Raw genomic sequence first — 16,899 nt, forward strand, 5'->3', positions numbered from 1 at the left:
TCGTTCCCTGCCGCGGTAGAATCGATCAATGACCGACGGCACGCGATGTCCGACCTGCCAGGCCCCGCTGTCCGCGGGAGCCCCGGAAGGGTTGTGCACGCGGTGCGCCTTCGAGCGGATGCTGGGGGCGTTGCCGGTGCACGGGTTGGACGGCGCCAGGGGATTTCCGCGCCCGTTCGGCGACTATCAGTTGCTGGGCGAGATCGCGCGGGGCGGCATGGGGGTGGTTTATCGCGCCCGCCAGGTCACCCTGGACCGGCCGGTCGCGCTCAAGGTCATCCTGTCGGCCCACGCCGCCTCGCAGGAGTTCGCGGAACGGTTCCGGGTCGAGGCCCGTTCGGCCGCCGGCCTGGATCACCCGAACATCGTGCCGATTTACGAGATCGGGGAGCGGGAGGGCGAGCCGTTCTTCAGCATGAAGCTGGTCGAGGGGGAGACCCTCGCGGAACGCTGCGCCCGGACGTGGAAGGGTGGGGACCGCCGCCCGGACGCCCACCGGATCCGGCAGTTTGCGTCGCTGGTGGCGACACTTGCCCGCGGCGTCCACTACGCCCACGAGCGCGGCGTGCTGCACCGCGACATCAAGCCGAACAACGTCCTGCTCGACCGTGACGACACGCCCTATCTGACCGATTTCGGTCTGGCGAAGGCCATCGAGGCGGACGGGGGGGTGACCCGGACCTGGGCGCTGCTGGGCACCCCCGCCTACATGGCTCCGGAACAGGCGCGGGGTGAGGCGAGATCGCTGACCATCGCAGTGGATGTCTATGGGCTGGGCGCGGTCCTGTACGAGCTGCTCACCGGCCGGCCTCCCTTCTCGGGCGGCACCTCGGTCGAGACCCTCCGGCAGGTGGTCGATGAGGACCCGCGTCCTCCGGGCCGGTTGAACCCTTCGCTGGACCGAGACCTGGAAACCATTTGCCTGAAGTGTCTCGAGAAGACGCCCCCGGCCCGGTACCCGTCCGCCGCGGCGCTCGCGGACGACCTGGAACGATGGCTCTGCCACCAACCGATCGCCGCCCGACCCTCCACGCCAACCGAGCGGCTCCGGAAGTGGGTGCGACGCCGTCCGGGAATGGCCTTGGCGGCGGCCTCCGCGCTGCTGGCGATGGTGGCGGTGACGGTTGTCTCGACGTTCGCGGCAATCCGCACCCACTCGGCCCGCATGGCCGCCGAGGAGGCCAATCTACGTCTCCTGCGAAACGTCCGGGATCTCGAGTGGCAGAAGGCGGAGGAACTGGCGGCGACCGGACGGACAGGCGCCTCCCTGGCGTACCTGGCCCGGCTGGTTCGCACCTCGCCGGACCCGTCGGTTCCGGCCGCCCGCATCCTTTCGATGCTGAGTCTCAGGAACTTTCCGATTCCGCACGGCGCGCCGCTGCAACACGGGCGGGGGGTGACCGACCTCGCCTTCTCTCCGGACGGGGAGCTGCTGGCCACCGGATCCCTGGACGGGACGATCGGATTGTGGGCTCTCGACGGGTCGTCCCCGAGCGTCCGTCTGGAACATCCCGGTCCCGTTCAGGTGGTCCGCTTCGATCCCCGCGGCGGCGGGGTCCTGGGGGTGTGCCGGCCGGGAGGGGCCTACTTGTGGGATGTGGCCGGCGGTTCGGTGCGACGCGAGTTCCCAGCCACGGAGCTGGGGGAATCGATGGCGGAGTTCAGTCCGGATGGGCGCTATCTGGTCTTGAGGACCGGGCTCCATGACTTCGCCGCGTTCGAGACGGACACCGGCGATCCGGTCATCGGTCCCGTGACCGGGAATTCGGTCATCCGGTCACTCGCCTTCAGCGAGGCTGGCGAAGCCCTTCTGGTGGCGACCTACGACGGACGGATCGAGGCATTCGAGGTGGGGTCGGGACGACGCCTGGAAGGGTCATGGCAGCTCCCGGAACCCGTGGCGGTGGCGCGCTTCCGGCCTGGAGGCGCGGGGATCCTTGCCGGCGGCGCGGGTAGAATTGCGCTTTGGGACCACGCGGACGGTGCGTCTGGAGGCGAGCCCCGCACGATTCGGACCGGCGCGTACGAGGTGATTCGCCTGCTGGTCAGCCCGGACGGCACGCGGGTGGTGAGCCTCCCCTATCTGGAAGCGCCCCGGCTGTGGACGGTCGCCGCGGGCGACGCCCTGGGTGAGCCGATGGGACCCAACGGCATCGTGGCAACCGGCGAATTCTCCCCGGACGGACGCCGGATCGTCACTGGCACGGCGGACGGTGTCGCCCGGATCTGGGACGGGTTCGAAGGCCGCCCGGTTCTCGAACCGATGCAGCAGGATGGCGCCATCACCCGGGTGCGGTTCAGTCCCGACGGCCAACGGGTAGCCACGGCGTCCGACGGCGGGACCGCCCAGGTTTGGGATGTGCGGATGCATCGTTTGCGCCTGCGTCAGTTTGCCGGATTGCCGCGCATCCGGGAGGTCCTCTTCAGTCCGGACGGCCAATGGCTGTACGTGAGTTCCTACACGAATCTGCTGCGCCGGGTGGCGGCGACCGGGGAACCGGCGGGGCCGCCCATGGTGCACGAGAAGCAGATCTTCATGGGGGCGATCAGTCCGGACGGCCGGACGCTCGCCACCATCACCTACAACCGCTCGGCCCATCTATGGGACGCCTCGACCTTCCGGGAGCGGACGCCACCGCTGGCGCATGAGGACGAACTCAGCAACGTGGTGTTCTCGCCCGATGGCAGGCTGGTGGTGACGACCTCATACGATCGGACGGCCCGCGTCTGGGACGTGGCCACCGGGAATCCCACAAGCCCCCCGCTTCCCCATCCGGACGCGCCCCTGAGCTGCGACTTCCATCCATCCGGACAGCGCTTCGTCACCGGGGGACTCGACGGCCGGGTACGCTTCTGGGCTTCGCCGCATGGGGAACCCGTCCTGGAAACCGCACCGCACCGCAGCCGGATCTGGGCGGTCCGGTTCAGTCCGGACGGCCGGTGGGTGGCCAGCGCTTCGGGGGATCGCACCGTGCGGATGTGGGATGGAGCCACCGGACAGCCGGTTGGCGAGCCCTTCCTGCACGGCAAGGCGGTCCTGACGCTCCGTTTCAGTCCGGATGGCGGGCGCCTGGTGACGGCCACGGAGGACGGCCACGTGCAACTGTGGGACATCGGCGCCGGGCGTGCCGCCTCCCTGCCGATGCAACACGCAGGGGTCGTCTGGAATGTCGCCTTCAGTCCGGACGGGCGCCGTCTGGTGAGCGGCTCCTACGATGGCACCGCGAGAATCTGGGATGCTGACAGCGGATACCCGATGAGCGAGGTGCTTCCCCACACGGCCGAGGTGCTGAGGACGGCGTTCACCCTGGACGGGAAGCAACTCGTGACGACGGCGAGCGACACGACGTTGCGGTACTGGAAGGTGCTGGACGGACCGCCTCCGGTTCCCGAATGGCTGCCGGCCTTTGCCGAGGCGGTGGGGGGGCGGCGACTGGACGCGAGCGGCGTGCTGGCGAATGTGGCCACCACCGAATTGCACGCACTGAGGCGGCGCCTCCTGGCCGGGACGACCGAGGACTATTTCTCGCGATGGGTCCGGTGGTTCCTGACGGACCGGCTTTCGGGGGAGTCCGAGGAGTTCGAGCTCTAAGCCGCAACCCCGGGACGCTCCACCCCGAAATGGTGCAGCACGTTTCGCAGCAGCGCCGCCCAGCGGGGGTCGGCCTCGAGTGCCCAGCCCGCGCCGATGGTGCCGGCGTGGAACACCGTTCCGCCCTCGGGTCGTTCCCACCAGATCATCTCGCCGCCCTGTTCGTTGTCCGGGCGGATGGGCCGGAAGAAGTAGTCGAAGGCGGCGCCCCCGTGCTGCCACGGGATCACCCCATTGGCGAGGCGCTGAATGCCGGGCGGGTCGGACGGCATGACGGCGCCTTCGGGCACGGGTTGGGTGGCGAGGGCGGCCAGGGTTGAAAGCCGGACATCGAACTCGTGTCCGTTGGCCATGGGGACCCGGCCTTCGCCGGCCCAGCCGAACCGGTCACCCGGTTGGAGTCCGGTCGGCTCGGGGGAGCGGAAGACCGGATGATCGGTGGCCTCGGCGATCCAAGGACCGAAATTGCGGACGTTCCCCTGGTTGTTCCAGCCGAGGGTTTCCAGGCCGATGAGTTTCCAGCCCGGGAACCCACATTCGCGGAGGAGGCCGCCACGGAGAAGGTCGTGACTGTGCCAGGCTTCGCCTCGCTGTTCCGGCTTCAACTGATCACCCGGCGCATCGACCTTCCGGCATTCCAGCACCGTGCCGGCCGGATCCCAACTGACCCGCCAGAACAGCGTGTTCCCACTCAGGACGACGACCCGGCCGCCCGAGCCCAGATACTCATCGAGACCTCGGAACATCTCGATCGACCAGTATTCGCTGTGGCCATTGATGATGAGGATGCGATGGCGCCGGAGGGAGCCGGGATCCCGGTGAAGGTCGAGATCGGTCACCATTTCATAATCGTAGCCCTCCCGCTCCAGCCAGGCCTGGGTGAACCGATCCGCCCTGGCCAGATGGCTGTACTCAGTGGCATCGCCGTAGCGCAGGTACGGGTCCGCCGCCGGCCAGGGAACCCGGGTTCCCATCTGGTACGTCCCCTGACCCGCCGCATGCCCACGATAAAACGAGAAGGCCGGCGGATCGCCCGCCTCATTCGGCAGACCGTCCGTGCCGGCCAGTTGACGGTATCCGGGACGCCGACGTCCGAACGGCGCGGCGTTGTAGGCGCGCCAGGTGTGGGTGGCGGCCAGAAGAAGGACCGGGGCCGGCGCCCGGCGCACGGGCCGCCGGATCACGAACGTGGCGTGCTGAACATAGGCCGCACCCTCGCGCTCCCATTGCAGCCGCAGCACCGCCATGCCCGAGCGCGCGGACGCCGGGACACGCCACCGCAAGGTCGGTTCCCACCCGCAATCGTACAGGTCGTCCGAGGCCAGGCGCAGCCCGTGCCCCCGCTGCGGATCACGGTCCGGATCGTAATCGCCGAACCGCGGCACCGAGGCATCAAAGGACGGGCCCCCGATCATCCAGGTTCCATGGTTGATGACGCGGCCATGCCGGCGGAACCGCGAACGGTCGGCCAGGCGGTCCCCGGATTCCTCGGACAGGGCCCAGAGGCCCAGCAATCCTTCCGGACCGGGAGGAATCAGCCCGTTCCCCGAATGGCGCTTCCGGATGAGTTCGTCCACCGGGGCGATCCGGTGGAGGGCGACCATGGCGATGTCGCCATCGAGGGTTTGAGTGGCGCGACCCGATTCTCCGAGGGCCCCGATCCGAATCGGATGCGAACCCGGACGGAAAGATCCCTCGCAGGGCCAGGAACCGACCGGTTTCCCGTCCACCCAGATCTCCTTGCGCCGCCCATCCCATCGCGCCACCACATGGTGCCAACGCCCCCGCGTGACGGTGCCCGAGGCGGTTCGGTGCGTGGAGAAGCCGGTTCCGGACCCCCCGTTCCCAAGCTGAAAGCCGAGGGTCCCGTCGGGTCCGATTGCCAGGGCAAAGCCGTCCGCAGCCGCCGCATCGTGTTGGGAAATCAGGCCCATGGAACGATCCACCCGCCAGGGACGGACCCAAAGTTCGGCGGCAAAGGCGTCAAGGCGCCCGGACAACCCGCGGGCGACGTGGACATACGAGCCCGGGTGGATCGGTTGAAGGCGCGCCGGCAGGATCCCGAAATCGTGCAGCACCTCGTCCTGATCCGGATCATCGACCGCGGTCCCGAGACGGCAGACCGTCGCACGCACCGGGACCTCCGTGCTGATGCGAAACACGAGGTCCTCGCCGGGCCGGACGCTTTCGGCGTCGGCGTAGGCATGGACACCCGGAACGTGATGAGGTTGATGCGGGGGGAGGGTGGTTGGGCGGACGCGCGCCCGGGGAAGGGACTGGGCGATGAGGGACGGGGCGGCGGCAAGGGCGCCGGAGGCGACCAGACTGCGCTGAAGGAAGACGCGGCGCGTGGGTTTCATGGGAACGACGCCAAGGATGGTGCGGAGCGCGTGTGGATGTCCACGCCGGGCAGGCGTCCGGGCACGGGAGGCGGTTTGACAGGGGGAACTGGGCTTGCCCATGCTGCGCGCCAGTTCGCGCCTCCCGACAGACTCCCTTCAGCCTCCGGGATCGCCCCGCCTGTCATGAACGCTCATCCCACCCACCCTTCGAGTCGATCCGACGTCATCGCCATCCCTCACCGATCCGGCCCTCTGACCCGCTGGCTTGCCCTGGCACCACTTCTGGCGATTGCCGTGGCACCGGGCGCCGGTGCCGTCAGCCTGAGCATCACCCTCGACCTGGGGAGCGGTTTCTCGCCCTCGCAAGTCTCGGCCATTCATGCCGCGCGGGACGCCTGGCAATCGTGGCTGTACGACTATCAGCCGGCGGTGCTGGAGGCCGGGCCGCGTCCCAACCCGGTGGTGACGGTGCAGACCTTCACCGATGCGTTGGGGGGAGTGCTCGCCCAGGCCGGTCCGACCGAGGCGATTTCGCAGGGGGGGTTTGTGCTGGCGACCGAGGGGATCATGCTGTTCGACACGGCGGATCTGCCGGGCCTGGAATCCTCCGGGACCTTCTACGACGTGGTGCTGCATGAGCTGGCCCACGTGCTCGGCTTCGGGACCTTGTGGGTGGACAATGGCCTGTACCTTACCGCCGGCCAGTACACGGGCACCCATGCGCTGAATGCCTGGCGCACCGAATTCAACCAGCCCGATGCCACCTTCGTGCCGGTCGAAACCACCGGGGGGGCGGGAACCGCCCACGCCCACTGGGACGAAGTTCATGGAGGCGCCTTGGACACGGGCATCACCCAGACCGGCACCGGACTGGACATGCGGTTCGAACTCATGACCGGTTGGTTGAACGCGCCGACGTTCGTCAGCGCCACGACCCTCGAGTCGTTCCGGGATCTCGGTTTCGCCCCGGTGCCCGAGCCTGCGGAGGTGGCCATGGTCCTGGCCGGGATCTGCCTCGGCTTCGGTCTCGTCCGGGGGGCGGGACGGGGGCGGTGGAAGCGGTTCTCAGCCGTCAGTCGATGAAGTGGAAGGGGTTGCTGTTGAGAAGAAGCCGGCAGAACGGGGCGAGACCGTGGGTGCCGGCGTGGTGCCGGGCTTCCGCCAGTTCCTCGGGGGACGGTTCGCGTTGCAGGGCGGCTCGATAGGCCTGGCGGACGGGATCGCCGGGGGCCGTCGTCTCGAGGTGCCGGGCGAAGTGTTCGCTCAGGCGTACCACAAACGGATGATGGAGGAGCGCGAACGCCTGGAGGGCGGTGAAGGATTCGCTGCGGACCGGCGCCGATTGGTCGCCAGGCGGACTGTCGAGGGCGTCCATCAAGGGATCGGGCAGGGTGCGAAAGAGAAACCGATAGATCGCGCGCCGCGCCCCGGCCGGGGCATCCGCATCGAAGGCGGCATAGTCCACGACCGGGGTCACGTGGATCCCGGGTGACATGGCAAAGTGCCGTGCCGACGGTCCGCCCATGGTGAGGTCAAGCCGGCCAGCCATCTGCAGGACCGAATCCCTGAATGTCTCCGCATCGAGACGACGCCGGATGGGTTGCAGGGGCGCTGCCCGGTCCGGAGGCGCAGAGTTCTGACGCCAGGCGCGACTGGTCAGGATGAGCCGGTGGAGCCGCTTGAAAGATCCCTCGAGATCGTCCCGGAAGGTCACCGCCAGCCAGTCGAGCAGTTCCGGGTGGGAGGGCGTTCCTCCCATGCGGCCCAGGTCGTTCGGGGAGTCCACCAGGCCGCGACCGAAATGGTAATGCCACACCCGGTTGACGATCGTGCGCCACAGCAGCGGGTTGTCCCGGTGGGTGAGCCACTGCGCCAGAGCGGACCGGCGGGCGCCTTCCTCCAGGTCGCCTCCAAATCGCGCCGGCAATCCCTCCACGCAACTCAGCGCCCCGGGCTCCGCCTCGCCCAGCGGTTGGGTGATCTCGCCCCGCCGCAACACCTTCACCGGACGCACCCGGCCAAGGGGCTTTTGACCCGCGTTGTCGGGAAACAGATGGGCCCCAGCATACACTCGGCGCGGGGTGGGAAGGGAGTTCAGTTCGGCTTCGACCCGGCGACGCAGGAAATGGGCGCTCAGGGTCCAGGTCTCTTCCGCGGTGCGGTCGGCAGGCGCCTTCCCCAGCGCGTCCCGAACCGGGTCCGGCCCGGCCAGAGCAGCATCGGCCGGCGCACCCCCGGTCCCGCCGGGTTCCGGTTGTGCCGAGGCAAGCCACTCGATCAGGTCCCGGCGCCAGGCGGACGACAGCAATTCCTCGATGCGTTCCCGGTCGCCCCGGTCCAAGGCCACCTTCCAACGCATCAACGTCTGGCGCCGGGCATGGAGTTCCGGGTCGTCGTCGTAGAGGCGCTCGGCCTTCTCGGTGCCGGCAAAGACAGCCTGCAAGGCGTAGTAATCCGCCTGCGACACCGGATCGAACTTGTGATCGTGGCAGCGTGCGCAGTGAACCGTCACCCCCGCAAAGGTCGAGAACACATTGGCGACGATGTTGTCCCGGTCCAGATACCGGCCGATCTCGCGGTCCAGCGTGTCCTCCCGGATGTCCCGCAGGGAACTCTCGTCCCAAGGCCCTGCCGCCAGGAATCCCAGCGCGGGGATCAGCGTCGGCTGTTCCGGAAAGAGCACATCCGCCGCCACCTGTTCCTGGACAAACCGGCCGTAGGGGGTGTCGGCATTGAAGGCGTCGATGACGTAGTCCCGGTACGGCCACGCCGCATCGCGCGGTCGGTCCTGGTCGTGCCCGTGGGTCTCCGCGAAGTGCACCACGTCGAGCCAGTGGCGGGCCCATCGTTCGCCGTACCGCGGCGATGCCAGCAGGCGATCGATGACCCGATCCAGCGCGTGGGGATCGGGATCGGCCGCAAAGGACTCGACCGCCTCCGGCGTCGGCAACAAGCCGTGCAGATCAACGGTCATCCGCCGAAGGAGCGTACGCCGATCCGCCTCGGGCGGCAGGGAGGCTTCAGCACCCGCCGCCGCCAGGAAAGCGTCGATCGGGTGCGGAGCGCCTGCGGACGGCACCGCCGGCCGGATCAGCGGCTGCACCGCCCACCAGGGTTCCCCGTGCAGGTCGGCCACCTCGGAAACCCTCGGGTCATGGGCGCCTTGGCGAACCCATTCGACCAGCACCCGAACAGCCTCTTCCGGCAACGCCGTCCGGGGCGGCATCGGCGCCTCGGTGTCCATGCGACGAATAGCCCGGATCAGGAGGCTGGCATCGGGCTGACCCGGGACGATGGCGGGCCCGCCATCACCGCCCACCTCCCAGCCCCGGCGCGAATCGAGGGTCAGGCCACCGCGAGTGCGCCCTCCCTCATGGCTGTGGCACTCGTAGCAATGCTCCTTGAGAAGGGGTTCGATGTGGCGACGAAAAGCGTCGTCGTTCCCCAGCCCCAGAGCGGGAAGAGCCAGGAGCACGCTTCCCGTGGCCGCCAGCCACGACGTCATGCGGCCGACGGCCGGCGGGAGGCGTGCTGTGGGAGAAGTGCATCGGGGGGACACACGGCGCGCGTCAACACGGTCCTGCCGCCGAGGGATCATGAAGCGGGAGCATTCTCGATCGCCCGCGGCCCGCGCAAGCCTATGCGCGAACCACCATCGGAGCCCAAGTCCTCAGCGACCGTCCTGGCTCAGGCAGGGGTGGGCCATTCTTGGGGGCCAGAGATTTCGATCCAGCCCCACGGGGAGGAATTGGCCGAGGCCGAGCGGGTTCGTTCACCGGACAAGCTGAATCGGGAGCCCAGTGTTTTATTGACTTGGTCAATGGTCAATAAATGTAGTGTCCGGTTTATTATCATTTATTTGGTTACTGTTGACGCCTAACCCGACAAGATTATCCCCAGCTCTCCGATAGGGTATGTAGCGGAGTGTCGCGTCAGCAATTTTGAGCCTGACTTTCTATTATTTAAGTCATCTACTTTGAGCCTGACTTGCTATTTGTTGCCAAGGCGGAACCCCAAGTGAGGATCCGGATGCGCTCCGAGCACGTTCCGGGGGCCGGGCGCGGGGGGGGGAGGGAGGGAGCGGGGACGATTGCCGAATGAAATCAACCGCCGGCCAGCCTCGCGGAGCTGGTTCCACCGCATCGCGATCCTCCCCCACAACTTACGGATGCCCAGCGTCTGCCTTCCGGTACCCGTTCCCCATGCGCAGGCGGATCGCCCTGCGGAGCAGCCCGTTCACCATCCGGACACACCGATTCGCCCCAATGGAGTTCCTTGCGAGCGAGCACGGCGGCATAAGCAAGCCGGCCCCCGGCATACTCAAATTCCGTATGAACATGCACTATTGGATGGTGGATTCGGCATCGGCCCCACCCGCGGATGAATGTGCGTCCGGCCGGATGCGCCTTCGGTCCCTCGCGGTAACCGCCTTTCTTTTCTGCCTGTCTGCGACGACTGCCGGGTCCGGGACGTTCCTGATCGACTTCGATTCGGCGCTGCCCGTCGGGACGGCGTTCTACGACTCGAGCGGGGCCGGACTGCTGCGCTCCTCCGGCGGCAATCCGGCCGCGGGCGGCTATCTGGCCGTCACCGACGCGACAGGAGGCCACTTCCGGAGCATTGCGTTTCCGGATTTCGACGATGGGCAGGAGGTGCTGGCCTTTCAGTTCGCGTGCGATGTGCGGATCGGCAATGGCAGTCGGCATCCAGCCGATGGCTTCAGCATCAGCATCGCCCGTTCAGCCGATCAGGCGGTCGGCAATCTCTCCAGCTATGCATCCTTTGCGGGCGGCATTCCCGAAGCGGGAACCACCACCGGAATCGCCGTGGGATTCGATTCGTGGAGCGGCAACACACTCCCGGACGGGCCCGACGTTGAGGGACTGATCGTGCGCGTCAACAACACGACAGTCCTTCGACACGACATGCCCGTCCGGAATGGCGATGTCACCGATCCGACCAGCCTCCAGACAGGCCCGTTCGATGGCGCGGCCGAAGGGGGCGCTCTCGACGTCGGCACGGGATCGCCGGACGGGCTTGGGTGGGCGCGCTTCGAGATTTCGATGAGCCTCGATCAACGGCTTACCGTTCGCTACAAGGACACAACCATCCTGGACAATCTGGACCTGGAACCTTACGGGCTGACGCCATCCGCCCTGCAAATCGTGATGGCCGGAAGGACGGGTGGCGGGGTCGGCAATAATCACGTCGACAACCTCCTGTTCATCACCACCGTTCCGGAGCCCGAGTCCCTCGCCGTCCTGAGCGGAGTCGTTCTTGCCACGCTGCCGTTTCTGCTGCGGCTGGTTCGCGGTCGTCCGGAAGCCGTTCGATGATCCGGTGATCCAGCAGGCGGTCGAGGGTTCAGATGGAATCGAAGGTCGCGTGACCGTTCATCGCGATCCGAAGCCTCCCTTCGTTCGGATCGGGGGCAGCCTTGCCCGCATGGACCCCTGCCCTGCCTCCGAGTCGGCGCGTCGGGCAACCTTGCCGGGCCGGGGTCAACCCGGACCCGCGCTTTGCTGGATGAAGGCGTAGATGATCAGGCCGATGATAATCAGCAGAACGATCCCGCCACCGATGAAGAAGATCCGGTTGAGCTTGTTGGACTTCTTGTGGAAGCCGGCCTTCTCGCTCAACGCCGCGGCGTGGACTGCCGTCCCGATTTCGTCCCGTTTGACTCCCTGCGGAATCACCATGGTGGCATCCAACTGCTTCCGGTTGGCCGGGGCCGGCCCGTCGAGCTTCAACTCGATCTGACCCAGGCGGAGGGTCTGGCCCGGCTTCAGGGCGGCTTCAGCGATCCGCTCCCCGTTGATGAAGGTGCCGTTGGTCGAGTTCAGATCCTTGATCACCACTTCGTTCCCCTTGAGGAGAATCTCGCAGTGATGACTGGATACCGACGGTTCGGCGATCTGGAAGGTGTTGTCTTCCACTCGACCGACGGTCGTGCGCTCGACCTTCAGCTCATGGGCGAGCCCTTTCAGGGATTCATTCAGGACGACGAGCTTTGCCATGGTGGGAGCGGGTGGCGAAGTATGTCCGGGCCGCGTGCCGCCAAGTCAAACCGTTTCACCTGCCAAACCATCTCCAGGTGCATCCCCGGGTTGCGGGTGAGGCGGCCGCGAATCGGAGGGACGGGTTTAGCGAGTCCCCAACCCAACGCTCCACACCGTTGCGGCCTCATGGAACCCGGCCTTCCACAGCGCTGCCTGGCGAAGTTCGCACCTCACCCACAACTCCAGGATGCACGGACCCTGTCCCTGCCCCGCGCCGCGAAGCAGGGCTTGCGTCGCGGATTCGTTACCGGCTTGCATAGCCTCCGTGACGCGGCGAAGTCCGGCCCTTGTGGACGGCTTCCCATGTCCCTCGCCGGATGAACGCCATCATTTACGCCGCCGGACGGGCCACGCGCCTTGGAATCGCCTTCGCGCAGCAGCCCAAGATCCTCCTCGAAATCGGCGGCCGATCGCTGCTCGAACGGCACGTCCACCGCCTTGCTGCCGCCGGGGTGCGGCGGATCACCGTGGTGACGGGGCACTGCCGGCAGGCCATTGCCGATCGCTTGCCCGCCCTTGCCCGGTCCCATGGCGTCGAAACCGTCGAACTGTTCAATCCCGACTTCGGCGAAGGCAGCGCCGTGAGCATGCTGGTCTCGCTGCCCGTCATCGAGCGCGCCGGCGGCCCGGTCCTCCTGATGGACGGCGATGTCCTGTACGACAGCCGGATGCTGCCACGCCTCCTCGGGTCCCCACATCCCTCGGCGTTGCTGGTGGATTTCGCCTATTCGAGCACCGACGACGACCCGGTTCTGGTGCCGATCCGGAACGACCGTCCGTTCGAGTTCCTCAAACGCTGGTCGGGCGAGGCCGACCGGGTCGGGGAATCGGTCGGCTTCTTCAAGCTCGATCCCGCCGACCGGCCCCTGCTCGAACACGAGACCCACGCACGCGCCACCGGGATCGGACGGCTGGATTCCATGGACGAAATCCTGCGAGCCCTCGTCCGGGCGGGCCGGTTCGGATATGAGGACATCACCGGCCTTCCATGGACGGAGATCGACTATCCCGAGGACATCGCCTACGCGCAGGAGAGGGTCCTGCCCGCACTCCAGGAGGACCCGGCTCCACAGCCGTCCGGCCGTCGGCCCGGCCGGTGATGAACCATGCCAAGGGGCCGGGACCGGGTGCCCGGGTTCGAGGGGACGAGCCTCGCAAATCCTCATGCCTCGGCTCCATGCCCATGGCGACCGCGCGGGGCCCGGCCCTCCGGTTTGGTCCACGCGCCGCATTTCCCCGTGTCGAAGGCCACTTCCGGATTGCGCCCGAGGGGGGGCCTCTCTTATTGCTGGGTGCCCGACCGCAATCATCCGTTTGACCACGCGAAGGACCATCTATGGCCAACGTCTGCTATCACCCGTCGATTGAAGGCGCCCAGCACGGGGCGAAGTCCCTGGCGGAATTCCTCGATTACGCCAAGCGCGCCGGCGCCACCGGGGCCCAGCCGAGCAACTACATGTTGCAGGGCGGCAAGCTGTTTAAGTCCGCGAAGGAAATCCGCGAGACCTTCGAGTCGCGAGGGATGACCTTGGACGGCATTTCGGCCCACTGCCCGTTCTGGGTGCATACGAGCGCCTGGACCGGCACCAAGTCGGGTCATCCCTTCATCCCGCCCGAGGCCCAGGATTTGAGCCCGGAGAAGCTCGAGAAGTGGGCCGAGACCTATCTCCTCAAACTTCTCGATCTGTCGGCGGAACTGAAGATCGCCGTGGTGCCGATGTTCTGGGGCGTGGCCTTCGGCTGGGAAATGGCCACCGGCTACCCGTGGGGCTTCTGGAAGGGGCCCGGCTACGATCTCATCGAGGCCGGCAAGGAACGCTTCGTCAAGAAGACCGCCAAACTCCGCAAGGCCGCCAACGAACGCGGGATCAAGATCTGCCACGAAATCCACCCTGGCACCGCCGCCATGTGCGCCGACGACTTCCACCTGCTGGTGAAGATCTGCGACGGCGATCCCTGCCTGGGCGTCAATGCAGACCCTTCCCACTGCTGGGAGAATGAAGGCTTCGAGGCCCGCTTCCTCTCCGTCGCGCCCCGCATCTACGCCGCCCATGTGAAGAACCACGTGGTCCGCCCCAATGTCCCCGTGCGCGCCATGGAACCCGACTGGCCGAGGCGCGGCATGCAGTTCACCGACCTTCCCAGCGGCGACCTGAACATGGCCCGGTACGTCGAGATGCTGATTCTCGCCGGCTACCCGAAGCGGTACTGCGACCTGATGGGCACTTCCACCGCCCCCCTGGTGGTCGAGGCCGAAAGCGCCTACCGCGACATCGACGCCACCAGCGCCAACGGCATCGCCTACGTCCGCGATCACCTGTGCTTCCCGGTTGCGTCCGGCTCCTTCGAGGACGGCATGGGGGCCTGATCGAAACGCACCGCACGCCGCCAGAACGACATCCCTCCGGAGGGATGTCGCTCCGCGACTCCTGCATCCCATCGCTCCACTCCGTTGCGGCCTCGTGGAACTCGGCCCTCCGAAAACGGCCCTTCGGGCGACGGTCCTTTCGGCCTGGGCCTGCGCTGGCTCGACCGTGACAGCCCGTTGAGGGGATGCGCCGGCCTCGCCGCCTTGGCCCAGACCAAAACCCCTCGTCGCAGGGCCCCTTCCAGTTTTCAGTCAGGCTCTAAACTTCCAACGACCACGGACGGCGCATGGGGCGGCTGAGCATGGCATCGGCGGCCGGGTCATTGCGGAACCGTTCCGTGGCGGGATCCCAGTCGAGTCGCCGCCCGAGACGCAGGGCGATGTGACCGATGTGGGCAATGGAGATGGTTCGGTGTCCCACCTCGGCAGGCGCGTAGCATTCCTTCCGTGACCGCACGCCATCGAGGAAGTTGCGATGTTCGTCGGGGGCCGTGTAGGGCTGCCACTCTTCCGGGCCGATCCGTTCCTCCAGGATCGAGACCGGGTCGGCCTGGAGCGGCGCGTTCCAGTCGGTGTTCCATACGGTTCCCGCGCTGCCCACGACCCGGATCCCGGGGCGATTCGAGGAGACGCGCAGGGTGACGCCGTCGGCGTAGGTGTAGTGGAGGTCGAACTCGGTCGCGGTGTTGAACAGGCCCGCGGCTGGAAACACGCCAGTCCCCTCGACCTGCACCGGCCCGGTTCGTTCGCGGTCGAGGCACCACTGGGCCAGGTCGATCATGTGGGCCCCCCAGTCCGTGAGCATCCCGCCCGAATAGTCGAGGATCCAACGGAAGTTCCAGTGGCATCGCGCCTGGCAGTAGGGCGCCTCCGGGGCCGGTCCCAGCCAGAAATCGTAATCCAGCTCCGGCGGCGGCGGCTCGGGTTCCCGGTTGGCCGGGCGCGTCCAGTGGCCGGAAGGCAGCTCCACATGGATGCTGCGGACCTTTCCAAGCCTCCCGTTGCGGACGAGTTCGACCAGGCGCCGGTAGGGAGCCAGCGACCGGTTCTCCGTCGCGGTCTGAAAAATGCGCCCTGTCCGGGCGATGGTGTCGCTCAGGACCCTTCCCTCCTGGACGGTGAGGGAGAGCGGCTTCTCACACAGGACATCCTTCCCCGCGCGAGCCGCGCGGAGGGAGGGCAGCACATGCCAATGATCGGGGGTGGAAACCACCACCGCATCGATGTCCGGGCGGTCCGTGACGTCGCGGAAATCGCGGCTCAGCACCAGGCCCTTGGCCCCACCGCCATCGCCCTTGGCGGCCGCGTGTTCCTCGACCGTCTGGCGTGCCCGGGCGAGATGGTGTGCATCCACGTCGCACAGTGCCACCACCTGGGTGTCGGGCTGGGCGAGGAGTCCCCGCAGATTCCGGCTGATCCCGTGGTCCCCCACCCCGATGAAGCCCAGGGCAATGCGCCGGCTGGGCGCCCGGGCCCCCAGCACCCGCCCTGGAATCACCGTGGGAACCGCCACGGCGGCGGCCATCTGCCGAAGGAACGTTCGTCGCGAAGAGGCGTACTGCATGGCGGGCCGGCATTCTCATCCGCCCACCGGCCGCGTCACGCGCAAACGTTGTCAGGCGGTCCTGCGCTGGTGCCGGCGCAAGGCGGCATGGCAAGCAGAGTCGCGCTGGTCTGGATCAAGGGACGAAAGGGACGAAAGGGACGAAGGGGACGGACCGGGAGCTGCGGCGGGTTGTGGGAGTGTAGGAGGTCGTTTCAGGGTTCCGGCGGGCGTCTGGGGTGGGGTTGGGCTCGGGCGGCGAGGCGGGCGCGGGTCATGCGTTCACGGAGGCCGCCCTCTTTCAGGAAATCCTGTTCGAGGCGGCGGAGTTGCTGGTCGAGCAGGTAGTTGGTGAGCTTGATGAGGCCAATCATCACGTTGGCGGCGATGGCCGGGTCGGGATGCTCGATGCCCTTCCTGAAGGTGTCGTAGCTGGCGTCAGGCTGGCGGTTGAGTTCCCGGAGGCGGCGGGTGTGGGAATGTTCCCTGGGCCATTCGGCCATTCCGCGTACGCGCAGGAAGTCGCGGTAGTCTTCGATCAGTTCTTCGAGGCTGGCGCGGGCGACGTTGGTCAACTTGATCTCCATTTCCTTGGAGGTGCCGCTGGCCTGGCTGCCTTCGAGGATGTTTTGTTTGCCGGAGCGGGCGGCCTGGACCATCTGGTCGTGGGTGCGGGAACGCGGGTCCACGAAGCGGTCACAGAATTTCACGGTGCCGTCATAGACGATGCGGGCCTTCTGGAAGGAGAGGAGTTGCTCGTAGCCGCCGTGGGGCGGAATGAAGCCCTCACCTTCGGAACGGGACCGGAGGGACCCTGGGGAAAGGTGCGGTGTTCCGTCCTTGGACAATGTCCCTCCTGTCCCTTTGTTCTCATGCATGGCCCAAGCCCTCCAGGTATCCGCGATTGGCCTCCAACCGTTTCGCGGACCCCGAACACTGAGCAGCGCAAGCAGTCCCAGGGCAAGCTCGCGTTGAGGTCACGCGGGTCTGGTTCA

General features: G+C 67.3%; 10 protein-coding genes. 5 read left to right on the top strand and 5 right to left on the bottom strand.

The features are described from left to right. Positions 1 to 28 precede the first annotated feature (28 nt). Positions 29 to 3,592, top strand: a complete 3,564-nt coding sequence (locus tag KF833_01290; protein ID MBX3743919.1) for a protein kinase — start codon at positions 29 to 31, stop codon at positions 3,590 to 3,592. Here KF833_01290 and KF833_01295 read toward each other — a convergent pair. Then, positions 3,589 to 5,952, bottom strand: coding sequence for a LamG domain-containing protein (locus KF833_01295; protein MBX3743920.1), 2,364 nt, complete (start codon positions 5,950 to 5,952; stop codon positions 3,589 to 3,591). The two genes, KF833_01290 and KF833_01295, sit on opposite strands and share 4 nt — an antisense overlap. 165 nt (positions 5,953 to 6,117) lie before the next feature. Here KF833_01295 and KF833_01300 point away from each other — a divergent pair, with 165 nt between their 5' ends. Continuing rightward, positions 6,118 to 7,017, top strand: a complete 900-nt coding sequence (locus KF833_01300) for a peptidase (GenBank protein ID MBX3743921.1) — start codon at positions 6,118 to 6,120, stop codon at positions 7,015 to 7,017. Here the strand turns inward: KF833_01300 and KF833_01305 are convergent. Then, complete coding sequence (locus tag KF833_01305; GenBank protein MBX3743922.1) at positions 7,007 to 9,439, bottom strand: PSD1 domain-containing protein; 2,433 nt, start codon at positions 9,437 to 9,439, stop codon at positions 7,007 to 7,009. The genes KF833_01300 and KF833_01305 overlap by 11 nt on opposite strands. Before the next feature lie 895 nt (positions 9,440 to 10,334). On the opposite strand from KF833_01305, the gene KF833_01310 reads away from it, so the two are divergent. Then, positions 10,335 to 11,270 carry a hypothetical protein gene (locus KF833_01310; GenBank protein MBX3743923.1) on the top strand — a complete coding sequence of 312 codons (936 nt, stop codon included), beginning with the start codon at positions 10,335 to 10,337 and terminating at the stop codon, positions 11,268 to 11,270. 165 nt (positions 11,271 to 11,435) lie between these two features. Here the strand turns inward: KF833_01310 and KF833_01315 are convergent, their stop codons facing one another. Then, positions 11,436 to 11,951, bottom strand: coding sequence for an FHA domain-containing protein (locus KF833_01315; protein MBX3743924.1), 516 nt, complete (start codon positions 11,949 to 11,951; stop codon positions 11,436 to 11,438). 359 nt (positions 11,952 to 12,310) lie between these two features. On the opposite strand from KF833_01315, the gene KF833_01320 reads away from it, so the two are divergent. Together KF833_01320 and KF833_01325 are read left to right on the top strand one after the other, a co-directional pair. Continuing rightward, positions 12,311 to 13,093, top strand: a complete 783-nt coding sequence (locus KF833_01320) for a phosphocholine cytidylyltransferase family protein (protein MBX3743925.1) — start codon at positions 12,311 to 12,313, stop codon at positions 13,091 to 13,093. Between the two features lie 236 nt (positions 13,094 to 13,329). Then, positions 13,330 to 14,361 (top strand): sugar phosphate isomerase/epimerase, encoded by a 1,032-nt coding sequence (locus KF833_01325; protein ID MBX3743926.1) that lies wholly within the window; start codon positions 13,330 to 13,332, stop codon positions 14,359 to 14,361. A gap of 259 nt (positions 14,362 to 14,620) precedes the next feature. Here the strand turns inward: KF833_01325 and KF833_01330 are convergent, their stop codons facing one another. Then, complete coding sequence (locus tag KF833_01330; GenBank protein MBX3743927.1) at positions 14,621 to 15,925, bottom strand: Gfo/Idh/MocA family oxidoreductase; 1,305 nt, start codon at positions 15,923 to 15,925, stop codon at positions 14,621 to 14,623. 194 nt (positions 15,926 to 16,119) lie between these two features. Further along, positions 16,120 to 16,782 carry a four helix bundle suffix domain-containing protein gene (locus tag KF833_01335; GenBank protein ID MBX3743928.1) on the bottom strand — a complete coding sequence of 221 codons (663 nt, stop codon included), beginning with the start codon at positions 16,780 to 16,782 and terminating at the stop codon, positions 16,120 to 16,122. Between the last annotated feature and the right edge of the window lie 117 nt (positions 16,783 to 16,899).

It is taken from the genome of Verrucomicrobiia bacterium (assembly GCA_019634625.1).
Lineage (GTDB): Bacteria > Verrucomicrobiota > Verrucomicrobiia > Limisphaerales > CAIMTB01 > CAIMTB01.

Bases quoted from the DNA above. Each gene is read 5' to 3' on its own strand.
- KF833_01290 (MBX3743919.1), top strand. From the start codon at position 29: ATGACCGACGGCACGCGATGTCCGACCTGCCAGGCCCCGCTGTCCGCG.
- KF833_01295 (MBX3743920.1), bottom strand. From the start codon at position 5,952: ATGAAACCCACGCGCCGCGTCTTCCTTCAGCGCAGTCTGGTCGCCTCC.
- KF833_01300 (MBX3743921.1), top strand. From the start codon at position 6,118: ATGAACGCTCATCCCACCCACCCTTCGAGTCGATCCGACGTCATCGCC.
- KF833_01305 (MBX3743922.1), bottom strand. From the start codon at position 9,439: ATGACGTCGTGGCTGGCGGCCACGGGAAGCGTGCTCCTGGCTCTTCCC.
- KF833_01310 (MBX3743923.1), top strand. From the start codon at position 10,335: ATGCGCCTTCGGTCCCTCGCGGTAACCGCCTTTCTTTTCTGCCTGTCT.
- KF833_01315 (MBX3743924.1), bottom strand. From the start codon at position 11,951: ATGGCAAAGCTCGTCGTCCTGAATGAATCCCTGAAAGGGCTCGCCCAT.
- KF833_01320 (MBX3743925.1), top strand. From the start codon at position 12,311: ATGAACGCCATCATTTACGCCGCCGGACGGGCCACGCGCCTTGGAATC.
- KF833_01325 (MBX3743926.1), top strand. From the start codon at position 13,330: ATGGCCAACGTCTGCTATCACCCGTCGATTGAAGGCGCCCAGCACGGG.
- KF833_01330 (MBX3743927.1), bottom strand. From the start codon at position 15,925: ATGCAGTACGCCTCTTCGCGACGAACGTTCCTTCGGCAGATGGCCGCC.
- KF833_01335 (MBX3743928.1), bottom strand. From the start codon at position 16,782: ATGCATGAGAACAAAGGGACAGGAGGGACATTGTCCAAGGACGGAACA.